The following is an 11,949-nucleotide window of genomic DNA, read 5'->3' as shown; positions in this document are numbered from 1 at the left end:
GAAGCGCTCAATCGTACTCACTGAATGTGCAGCCTGACGAAGGACGTCAGGTTGCGCGGGCCAGTTGTTGCCTAAAGGAATCTGATCATGGTTGATTCGCGCCGTCCCGCCCTGCAACTGTTCGATGAGTTGTTCAGCGAGGAACAACGAGCACAGAACGTCGGACTGCAGAACCTCGAGACATACCTGCAAAACGGTGGATCAATTTATCCACTGGTTGAAAGGGGTGTTCAATGCATGGTCCAAGAGCATCAGCTCAGCGTTGAGCAAGCGCAACAATATTGGCGCGGCGCCAATAGCATAGCCACGTCTCAGCGGCGCCAATTTATCGAGCAGACGCTGCGGGGCACCAGGCCCGCGCCAAAGCGCAGCTCCAGCGGTTTGTTATCGATCGTGGACGGTCCCAATTATCACGCTCTGATCGGTACCGATTTTTCCGCGTTGTGCCCGCCAGATGCACTGGAGTCCATCTGGTCGCCAGTGGCGTATCTGATCGACTTGTTGCGCTGGGTTCGTGACCGTCTGGAGGGTATCAGAGAGGAAGACGATTTCTCGCTGCATAACCGGCGCACAGATCTCTTGGCACTGAAGGTCGACTTCAATGCGGTTTATCAATCGATCTCTTCTGTGGACATCATCGTTGAGGTGCTGGAGAAATTCATCGCGGCGCAAACGGATATCGAATCCATCGAAGACGCGCTGATCGCAGCCCGCTACCCCAATGGTCTGCCTTATTACCAGCATTGGGTCACAATTGATGGTATCGCGCAGTTTCATGACTTGTCGGTGGGCGACTTCGAGCACCGGGTCGACCTGGCTTATCCCTATTTTCTGCAAGCCAATGCTCGAGGTGCCAATACTGCACAGGGTTTCGCCCATGCCTCGCGGCTTGGCCCTTATCAGCGCCAGTTGCTGACCGAACCGCGTGCGGATTTCGCCCTTCGCGAAGATTTTTTTGCGCACAACTTTGGTACCTATACCGAGATGTATTCGAATCTCAATCAGGTGGAGTTTTTCGGTCAGCGCACCAAGCTCGACAGCCGACAGATCGAGGCGCTTCTGTCGATCGGCGACTTTGCTCCCGTGCGCTCGGCCAATGTGACCTACCCGGATGAAACGCCCAAGCAGCCTGAAAGCGAGCGCTCGGGTTCGGTTTACATCAATGACGGTACTGCGCCGGCGGTGGGTTTCGATCCTGCAACCAAGCCTCGCATTCGAATGACGGCAAACCCCGACGAACTCATCGGGTTCAACCGCTATACCCGGATGAATCAGATGGTGCGTCTGGCCAACTGGACAGGATTGCCGTTCGAACAGCTGGACGCAGTGTTGACATCGGTCATCCGGGCAACAGGGCGCGGCAATTCAACGAAAGGTCACAGCAACGAGATGGACATCTCCAGTGGCGCGGTTCATGCGCTTGGGTTGTTCCAGACGTTGCGCGAGCGCTACGAATGCACCGCCGCGGACTTTGCTGTGTTTGTGGGTGAGCTGTCGGTTTATGGCCGCGGTGAAGCGCTCTCGCAATTCGATCAGGTGTTCAATTTTCAAACCGGTTATCGCGAGCCTTTCAAGCTCGACAACGATGAGTTTGCGGTGGCGCCGATACCGGGCGTGGTGGATCTGACGATCAGCCAGCTCTGCAGTGGTCTGGCGATTGATCCGCAGACTTATTACGTGCTGGCGAACGCTGTGGCCAAGGCTCATGGCTTGACCGACAAATTGAAGCGCAACGCAGCGATCATCTCGAGCTTCTACCGTTTGGTGAGGCTGGCCCGGCTGTTGAACATCACTCCGGTTGAAGGCGTGCTGATGCTATCGATCCTGGGCGGCGATGACTGGGTCAATGGCTTGGCCGGTACTCCTGTCATCCACGATGTACCGGACGGTTCACCGGATGCGCTGGAACTGATCGAGGCTATGCAAAGTTGCGTGCAGTGGTGCGCGCAAAACAATCTGCCGGTGTTGTGGGTGTTGCAGCATGCGGTCGCTGCGCCAGCGGCTCAGGATCCATCCGAACAGGATGAGCAGTTTTTCGAGCAGGTTCGCAATTTGCTGCCGACTGCACAGTTGTCCAATAGTACGTTTCTCATGGCAGGCGTTCCGGCAGCCGGGGCCGCGGACTGGATCGAATTTCTCGCGACATCCGCCGACAGCCTGGGGCCGATAACCGACGGGCATGGTTTGATCCTGCCTCCGGAGGGAAGCGCTGAGATGTATCTGGCCTCCGTCCATAAAAAAATCGCCTGGGCGGTCGACAGCGCCTTGGGTGAGATCGAGCCAGCGTTGCGGCAGAGCATCATCGACAGCATGGTCAGCGCGTTTTTACAGATGCGCGATGCGCAGACTTCGCTGGTCAAGGAGACGCTGGCGGCATACGCCGGCGTTGGCGTGGATCAGGCATTGCCGGTCCTGAACTGGGCAGACGTCACGGTGCATCAGTTACTGCTGCATGTGCTGGAGCAAGCGGATGCGGGGAGCGAAGGGGGCGGCCGAACTCGCCCCCGAGTTGCCGACACATCATTCGATCTACTGGCTGAAGTTCGCCGGCGCAGTGAGGTGGTGTCGACCCTGGGGTTAAGCGCGGCGCTGTTGCAGGATTATCTGGATAGCGGCTACAAGGACTGGCTGGTTCAGGACGACAAGCATGCGTTGACGGTGCGCACGCTTTATTACCTGACCATGCTCACTCGCGCTTTTGCCCTCGCCTCAGCCTCGAGCGGCCAACCGCCACAGAAGCTGTTGGACTACCTGCGCCAGGTCAACGCATTGCCGGATGTCACCGGAGATGCGAGATGGCTGGCACAACAGGCGGCGGCGATCAAACTGGCCGATTTTTTTGGCTGGAGCGTTCAGGAAGTGCGCGAATGTGTGAGCCGCATCGATCCCGACCTGAAGGTGTTGAAAAACCTTCCCCAGCTCGATTTGTTGATGCGCGTGCTGGCGCTGTCCACCGAGAGCGGCATGGATGCGTTAACGATTTTTCTCATTGGTAATCTGCCCGAAACCGTCGACAAAAAATCCTATGCCGATGCCGCCGAACATGCCCTGCTCGGCGAGTCCGATACTCGTGCCCCGATCGTGCATGTTCCAGGCGACGTCAAAGGGCTGGTCACAATCACGTGCGAAGTGGTGGATGACAGCACCGTCGTGGCTAACAAGCCAGACGAAAAAGTCACTTATAAAGTGACCCTCAAAGACGCCAATGGAAAGTCGCTGAGTGGCGTCAATGTTTATTGGCGCGCCACATTGGGCACCATTGAATACAAGGCGACGGGAACGGACGGGACACTTTTGGCCGAGTTTATCCCCGGCAAGGTCATGGGCCGCGACACGCCAATGCTTTGGTTGGACTTGTTCGAGCCGCAATACGCCCCTCCCATAGAAATAACTGCCGACTTCACTACGTTGTCGTTCCCTATTGCAGAACTTTCACCTACGCCTTTGGAAACAGTGAAATACGGTCATGAAGTAGAACTGTATGCGGTGCTGGAGGACGACTACGGAAACCGCGGACAAAACTCGCTCGTGGAGTGGTTCGGCAAGAGCGTTCCGCCCGCGAAGATGGATGCCGTCACTATTCGGCCGGCTCAGGGGTTCACTGATCAGCAGGGGCTTACCCGGGTTTTTGTCTCAAGCAAGACGGGCGGCACATTCGTGTTCAGCGTTCGCTCTCAGTCTGGGGAAAGCGAAAGAATATTCCCCCATGCCATTACCTTTGCCAGGGAGTAGCGGCAGGGCGTTGCATACCGCCTGGCGAACGTTTTTCCCCGGGCCATATTCCAAGGAGCAAGATCATGGCACTGAGTAATATTGGCGGGCTGCTGGAAAAACGTCGCTCGGCACTTCTTGAATACTGCATCGGTCAAGTGGCCAATGATAAATACCCTTTTCTGAAAACACCTGAAGACTTGTTTGAATTGCTGCGCATGGATCCTCTGGATACTTATCAGGTCAAGAGTTCCAGAGTTGCCGAAGCGATAAGTTGTGTGCAGCAGTACATCCATGCGGTGTATCGAAAGCTGGAACCAGGATTCCGGGATCACGAGTTCGACAAGCGTCATCTGCGCGAATGGGAGATTTTCAGCAATTATCCCGACTGGACCGTGCCCCACCAGATTTCATGCTATGCGGAAAACTTCATCGTTCCATCGGTGCGATTGCGCAAAACCAGTCTGTTCAAGAATCTGGAAAACAACCTGAACCAGGCCCGTCTGGACAAAGATACCGTGCAGGCGGCGCTGCAGGATTATTTGCAGGCATTCGAACAAGTCTGCGATCTCGATGTGATCAGCTGTTTCATGGACGGCGTGACACCGGCCAAAGCTGATTACTACTTTCTGGGGCGGCAGCGGGTGCAGCCGTTTCAGTATTTCTGGCGCAAGGCCGAGATCGAACTGGGCGCAACCAGCGTTTCGGTCAATCCGGCGGTCTGGAGTGAATGGCAGGCCGTGGAAATCCCGACCGCCGATCAGGTGCTGGATATCCGCCCCGTGTTCTGGAATGGCCGGTTGTGTGTGGTCTGGGCCGAATGGCGCGACGCGGTAGTCGCGAGCGCAGCGGAGTCGCTCAGCCCGAGCAAACTGGTGATCAATCTGGCATTCATGAAGCAGAACGGGCAGTGGTCTGCGCCGTTGTGTGTGCACAGTTCAGAACACAAGGACGAGGGTTTGGCGAGCTCCAGACTGATTGCGACGGTGCAGGTCGATTATCTGAATCCGAAGGGCAAGTTGGGGATTTTATTGACGGGCAACCTATCTTCGCCATCCGGCAGTCTGCGGGTGCATGGTGTCTACGACGTTCTGATGCGCCCCCTTCTGGACGGTGGCGCATGGCTGGATCTGGCGCTTGAGGAGCGATTCGTCAGCAACGATACGGTTCAGCACCCACTGAACAGTCAGGTGACTGTTGTCACTCGCATACAGACCCATGGTTCCCTGACGCCCTATCTCGACCTGCACGTTATGGCAACGCGCGCGGATGACAAAGATGTGCTGACGGTGCAGGGTTTTTGCAGCCCCTCGGGCCTGGACAGCGCTCGGTTGAAAATGGTGCTGCAAATTGCAGGTCTGCCTTCTGATAGTGACCCGCCGCCGATCCTCGAAGAACAGGATGCAGGCGGGGGCTGGGTAACTCAGTCGTGGACTTCCTCGCGGACGAAAGGCACCTGGCCCACGCCAGTCATTTTTTCATTCGCCTCTCCCACTTCCCCGACAGGACAGAAAGAGTTCGACCTGACGATTGTCGATCTCATGGATTTCGTCCCGCCAGCTCTGCACAAGAACAGTACCGACGGGGCACAGTTTCTTTCATTCAATCAAACTGGACTGGCGTTGAAATTCATTCGGCTCAATTCCTTGTTTGGCTCGGAACTGGTGAGATGCTCGAATATTTCCGTGGACGCAGTGCTGGACTGGTCCAACCAGTTCATTCGCGAACCGTCGCCGATCGGCGCAGAGTTCGTTGAACCACCCAATGGTGCCTTCGACGGTGCCAATGGTCTGAACTTCTGGGAGCTGTTTTTTCACCTGCCGCATTTGATCGCCACCCGGTTGCGCGACGAAGAACGCTTTCAGGAAGCGCAGAGCTGGCTGCATTACGTATTCGATCCACAGGCCACCGCAGATCCGGCCAATCCGCCGGTTCCGATCGCGAACCCGAAACCGGCGTATTGGCGTTGCCGGCCTCTGGATATCGCAACAGCGCCGGGCAATCCAGGGTGGGAAATCCAGAATCCCCTCGATCCGGATGCCATTGGCTATGCCGCACCCGCACATTTTCAGATCCTGATGTTCACCGACTACGTAGAAAACCTGATGGCGTGGGGCGATTGGTATTACCGACAATTGACCCGTGACAGTCTGGTGGCCGCCAAGCTTTGCTATGTCCAGGCCGGGTTTCTGATGGGCAAGGCGCCCACCGCCGACACAGCGACTCGTTGGCAGACCGACACCGTGGAAAACCTCTTGGACAATTGCGAATCGCGACCCCTGCTTGAAGCGCTTGAAAAAACGCTGGATTTCAACCTGGCAGATTACCCGATCGCTTCCGACACCCCGCCGATCCTGGGTTTGTTGGCCTGCGAACCTTTTAGAATTCCGATCAATCAATCGCTGCTCGACCTGTTCGCAAAGCCGCAGCAACGCCTTGATAACCTGCGCAACAATCTCACGATCGATGGCAAACCGCTGGACGTGTTGCTGTTCAGCCCGATGACCGATCCCAGGCAATTGCTCCGCGATCTGGCCGCTGGTAGCGCGGCCGGGCCCAGACCGATGGGCGGGCGCCTGGTGGTCAATGCGTATCGCTGGCGGGTCACGTTCGAAGTCGCGTTGCGCGGAGTACAGAGCCTGCGGGATTTCGGCAGTCTGGTGCTGCGTCTGCTCGAGCAACGCGACCGTGCCGAGCAGGAAGAATCGCAGCAGAACCATTTGCTCGAGCTGGGTCGCTATGCCGAAACGGTACAGGAACAATCCATCGCCCAATTGGAGGCGAATGTCACAGCGCTGAAGCAGAGTCGGGCAATGGCGCAGGACCGGGCCGACGCCTATGCAATGCGTTACAGCGAAAACGTTTCGCCGATCGAGTATCAGGTCATGGCCAGTCTGCAGCAGTCGAAGACATCAGCACTGCAGGCCAAAGTTGTCAGGGTGGCAGGGGGCGTCATCGCGGCGTTGCCAAAAATCTATGGTACTTCCAACGGTGGCTTCAAACCCGAACACACTTTCGATGCGGTGGCTTTCGGCCTGGAGGTTTCTTCGTCATTGCTGCAAATCGACGCCGACCGACAGGCCACCACTGAAGGTTATCGCCGTCGCCGCAGTGAGTGGGCGCTGCAACGCGATCAGGCGCTGGCGGAGGTGGGCGCAATCGATGCGCAGATCGAAGCGCAAAGCCATGCGGTCAGCGCGGCGAGGTCCAGCCTTGAACAGACGCTCAGGGCCAACAGCCAAGCGTTGACCATGTACAACTTCCTTAAAAAACGCGCGAGCAATGCCGAGCTGTTCGGCTGGATGCTTGGCCAGCTCAAGGCTCTGCACTATCAGGCGTACGACGCAGTCGTCAGCCTGTGCCTTAGTGCTCAGGCTTCACTGGCTGCCGAAACCGGGGATTATGATGCCCCCGTCCCTTTGCCTCAGGCCTGGCTCGATCACCGTTATGGTCTGGGCTCGGGTGAACAACTGCATATGTACCTGCTGGACCAGGAGCGCAGGCGCTTGCAAAGCTACGAGCGGCGGCCGGAACTGATCAAAACCATTTCCTTGCAGCAGTTGTACGACGACAGAATCGAGCCTCAAGAGGGCATAGCCAGCTGGGCAGATGCACACGCGCAATTGATGGCAACAGGTGTGTTGGAGTTCAGACTGACCCAGTTGTTGTTCGACCGTGATCATCCTGGCCATTTCTGCCGGCAGATCAGTTCGGTGGAAGTCGATCTGCCTGTGCTGGCCGGTCCCTACGAGGATGTGCGGGCAACGTTGCAGCAGATCAGTAGCGTGACCGCGACCCGACCGACCACACAGTCTGTGCAGTATTTGCATAAGCCCACCGCAATCGCACCTGGCGATCTGCTGTTCAACCTGCGCAGCGGTCAGCAGATCGTTTTGTCGGTCGGGCTTGGCGATAATGGCCAGACCCACCAGAAACCCGACGAAGGATTGCTCAACCCGTTTGAATACACGGGTGCCGTTTCCCATTGGCGGCTGAGTTTTCCTCGCCCGCTTAATCAGCCGCAAGCTGCAATGCTCAAATCCTTGACCAATATCATTCTTCGCGTGCGGTACTCCATCAAGGCCGGCGAGCCGACGTACGTCCAAAAGGTCACAGACCTGGTGACCGAGGCTGAAAACACCTACCTGGCGCGCCAACGCAACGGAGCCAGCGATCATGAATGAGCCCGTCGTGCAAAAAAATGAAAGCCTGCTGCTCAATGGTGACTTCAATGATCGGCTCAAAGAGTGGCGTACCAGCGGTAGGGTTGGCCTGGCGAGCGAGTTTTATGATGGCGAGTTAGTCAATTTCATGGAGGTCGGTGTCGGGGCTTCGGCCACACAGGAAGTCAAAGCTCCCAAAACCCCCGGTGCACAAGCCGGTTACGAACTGACGTTTCTATGTGAACTGCGGCCCGGCGTTTCATGGTCGGGCGAATCGGGCTGGTTGCACATCCGCAAGCGCGGTGAAGTGTTGATGAGCATCGAGCTCACGGCGCAAGAAGGTCGGAATCCGGAGCTCGAAAACGCCCGACGGCTGGCGGGACAGCCGCTTGAATTCAAGCCGCGCGCGTATCAACGGTCGCTGGATCAATTGGAATTCGTCAGCGATGACGCATTGAGCTTCGAGGTCAGCGGTGTCCCTGACAACACGGGCGACAATCGTTCGGCAATCTGCATCACTCGAATCGACCTGCAACTGAAGCTTGAACCGCTGCAACTGCAGACGGTGCGACTGGATAGCGAAGATCTGCCACCAGGCCAGACGTTATACCTTTGCCTGGGCGCTTCCCTTGGCGATGACCCGGACGACTCTCTGTTCATTCCCCACGGCCTGTCTTTTATTCCGGCAGACGGCAGCGCCTGGCTGGATACGAATATCGCATTGATCATTCACGGCAACCCGATGGAGTCAGTCAAGGCGACCCCCGACTGGGGCGCCTATCAACCGCTATTGTCGCAGTGGTCGCTCGATTGCCCGGATATGCAGGAGGAAAAGGCTCATGACTTCACGATAAGTCTGGTGAACCAGTACAACGCCGAGCCTTACACGATTGACGTATCGTTGGGGCATCATCGATTAGCGCTTCGCGAAGTACAGTGCGCGGCTTATTACCCGGTCCTGGAGTATGCGCAAAGTGTCCGTTTGGGTGTGCAGGTTCTCTCTTACTACACCAGTCAGGCGCTTGATGGCCGGGAAGTCAGGTGGACGACTGCCGGGCAAGGTGTGCTGGGCACCAGCATCACTGATGAACAAGGCTTGGTCTACTTCGATTTCGTTCCTGAGCAAGCAGGCGATTTCGTCCTCACAGCTTCGGTCGACAGTCCTTATTACCCTAGTGGCGAGGTGACTCTCGAGTTTTCGGTCACGGTGCTGGCGACCGATCCCTGGATGGACTTGCGTTGCGTTGTCGAATCGCAGGTAACCCTGTGGAGCGCGATCGGTTATCCCAATCGTGGCACTGATTACCCCTTCATTGTGCGCTTGCCCGCCGACAGCCCTTTGCTGGCGACTGATCTATCGCTGCACTGGAGCGGCGTCGGGCATGAAGAGCTGAAGGTCACGGTCAACCCGCCACTCCAGCAACCGGTCGCTTTCGATGGGGACGATAGTCTCTGGACGCTGGCCTGCGAGGACTGGCTGGACGGTCGCTTCGAACTGTCATTGGTCTGCTCGAAGCTGTTACTGCCATCGCCGCGTAAACCCATGTCGCTGGCGCGCAACAAGGTCAGGATCGCTGACACGCGCGGCCCGAATATTTCACCGGTTGTCGAGGACTCCGAAAAGACGTTGATGCGGGTGCAGGTGGTGCATGTCACTGACAAAGGTGCCGGTGAGCCAGTGATTGATGCAATCGTCGACAGGCAAACCCCCGAGGGCATTGTCGAGTCTCGTACCGGCAGTGGGGGCTGGGCCAGCCTGTATTACCGACCGTTGACGGCTTTGAGCAACGAGACGATTACCGCCAGTGTGAGTGCCTACGAAGGCGGGCCGGCAGATGAACACTCATTTTCGGTCACGGCGTTTGCACGAGACGAATGGAAGGACAAGGTCAGCATCACGTTTGATGTCGTTCCGATTGCCCATGACGGAATCGCATGCAAGCGCGGCCAGAGGCATATCCTGACGGTCCGGGCATTAGCGGGCAGCCCGTTGATTGGCGAGGCAATTACGCTCGGATGGCGGAACGAAAATCCAGAGAACGGTCTGGCGGTGAGCGACCTTGACGTACCGAGAATATTGCGCGAAGGGGAAGATCTGAGTTGGTTGTTCAGCTCTGATCGTATCGAAAGTACCAGCAGTATTTTCGAGGTGAGTTTGCGCACTGACACTCTCACGAACAAGGATTTTTCTTGCCGACTGTTATCACCTGACCTCCATGAAGAAATGACCGTGGTCCTGGATCAGATGACCGATCTCAGGGGCCAGCCGCTCTTTCCGTGTATCGGCGCTGTACATCGCTATATCTTCCGCACCAATGCGCTAAGCCCTTTAGTGGGTATTGCCATGGATCTGGTATGGAGTGGAAGCCCGGCGGCAGAGCTCGGAATCGAATTGAGTCCACCCCGCGGAAGCGAAAATTTTGTGGATGACAGCGGGTTTATCTGGACGCTGGACTGTTCAAAAAGTACCAAACCCGGTGTCTTCGCACTTCGGTTCGTTATCGATACCCATGGTTTCAGCGACATCAATACGATGACCCTGGGCCACAATAAAATCACTATCGAAGACGCCCGTGCATCTGCGGTGGATCCGGTCATTGGGCAGGATCCTGCGTGGATGTGGCTGAAGGTACGCTCCCCTTATCGTCCCGACCTCGCTCTGGATCAAGTGCCTGTTCAATGGACAGGCGACGGCAGCACCGAAGAGCACAGGACGGCTGCCGACGGCTGGAGTGGTTTTCCCTTTGCGCCAGCCACTGCAGGTGAACATGTGGTGACAGCGGCGGTTATCAGCCCTTATGACCGTTTTGAAGAGCGCCGAACCATGAAGGTTCTAGCGCTGGAAGGGGATCCCTGGGCCGGATTTGAATACAGTTTCGACTCCCAACCGTTTCAGCCACTGGGTCAAAGCGCTGAGTTCCCTCGGCGCAAGGGGCAGCACCAATTGCGCGTGAGTGCCCCGGCGGGCAGCGCGTTGTTTGACCAGCACCTGACGCTGGGCATGACCGGCACCGGGCCGACGGAATTGGGCATGCGCTTCGAGGAGCCACGTCTGGGTGACCCCAGGCTTTTCTCGAGCGCTGGAATGACCTATCGGTTCAACGCGGGCGACCTCAAGGACGGGCGTTTCGGCCTGCGCTTTTCCTCGGCGCGGTTGGCCAGGCTTTCTCCGGTTATTGCAATGTCGCTGGGGCAAGGCGCGCAGGTGGTAAAAATTGCGGATCGTTCGCGCAGCAGTCAGACGCTGTTTTGGGGCGAGGCTGTATCTGAGCAGATCACCATTGTGTCGGGCATCAGTGGCAGACCGATGGTGGGGATGAAGGTTGTCTGGAGCAGTCCGGACCTTGGTGAGGTGACCACCACTACCAACTTCTACGGTGAAGCGCGGATACGGTTTGTGCCGACGACACCGGGTGCGGCGCAACTGACCGCTACGGTGGGCGATGCGCTGTATTCGGAGTCGATTTCTTTACCGTTTGTTCTGCACGAGCCCCGGGAGATCAAGGAACTGATCAGCGCTGATCCGAGCGGGTATCCGGGGCAGGTGATGACCGCGCAAGTCCTGGTAGTGTCAGCCAGTACCGCGCAACCCTTGGCCAATGTCGAAGTGATGTGGGAGTACGACCGCACCTCGCTGCCGACAACCCTGACGGATGCCGAAGGCAAGGCAACGGCGCGCATTGTCTTGGGAGGAGCAGGCGAGGCTGCATTGCGGGCGTCGGTAAAGGGTGGTTTGGCTGGCTGGGTGGTAAAAACGCTCTGGTTGACCGTCACTGAGTGTCCAGCAGCGGTGGAATCCGTTGTTGCGTCGCCTAATCCGGTTCCCTTGCAGACCTACGTCTCCATGACCGCGCTGATTGTGGCCAAGGAGGGGCGAGAGCCCATGCCCAGACGGAAAATCCTTGTTTCCACTAATGGAGCACCGTTCACTGAGTCGTTTACCGATCACCGCGGGCGATACCAGGCTCACTGGCGGCCGATGAACCTTACGGAGCAGATTTCGCTGGTCGTCAAAGTAGAAAACAGCGACGGCACTTCGGACAGCGGCGCAGTGTATGTTGCAGTCACCAACTGA

The 11,949-nt window shown here is 57.2% G+C and carries 3 protein-coding genes; all 3 read left to right on the top strand.

The window, feature by feature from the left end; all coding sequences use genetic code 11:
• Positions 1-87: 87 nt before the first annotated feature.
• The 3 genes from AB9L16_RS19925 to AB9L16_RS19915 all read left to right on the top strand — a co-directional run bounded on the left by AB9L16_RS19925 (position 88) and on the right by AB9L16_RS19915 (position 11,949).
• Positions 88-3,732 (top strand): Tc toxin subunit A, encoded by a 3,645-nt coding sequence (locus AB9L16_RS19925; protein ID WP_375122588.1) that lies wholly within the window; start codon positions 88-90, stop codon positions 3,730-3,732.
• A 65-nt stretch (positions 3,733-3,797) separates the two neighbouring features.
• On the top strand, positions 3,798-7,895 hold the full coding sequence (locus AB9L16_RS19920; protein ID WP_375122587.1) for a neuraminidase-like domain-containing protein: 4,098 nt from the start codon (positions 3,798-3,800) through the stop codon (positions 7,893-7,895).
• Positions 7,888-11,949 carry an Ig-like domain-containing protein gene (locus tag AB9L16_RS19915; RefSeq protein WP_375122586.1) on the top strand — a complete coding sequence of 1,354 codons (4,062 nt, stop codon included), beginning with the start codon at positions 7,888-7,890 and terminating at the stop codon, positions 11,947-11,949. Before AB9L16_RS19920 ends, AB9L16_RS19915 begins: the two co-directional genes overlap by 8 nt.

The organism is Pseudomonas sp. LW8 (genome assembly GCF_041956865.1).
Classification (GTDB): domain Bacteria; phylum Pseudomonadota; class Gammaproteobacteria; order Pseudomonadales; family Pseudomonadaceae; genus Aquipseudomonas; species Aquipseudomonas siliginis.
The sequence above is the reverse complement of the archived record's forward strand: the minus strand, read 5'-3'. Positions and strand labels throughout refer to the sequence as shown.

Excerpts from the sequence above, each read along its gene's own strand:
- AB9L16_RS19925 (WP_375122588.1), top strand. The coding sequence starts at position 88 with ATGGTTGATTCGCGCCGTCCCGCCCTGCAACTGTTCGATGAGTTGTTC.
- AB9L16_RS19915 (WP_375122586.1), top strand. The coding sequence starts at position 7,888 with ATGAATGAGCCCGTCGTGCAAAAAAATGAAAGCCTGCTGCTCAATGGT.
- AB9L16_RS19920 (WP_375122587.1), top strand. The coding sequence starts at position 3,798 with ATGGCACTGAGTAATATTGGCGGGCTGCTGGAAAAACGTCGCTCGGCA.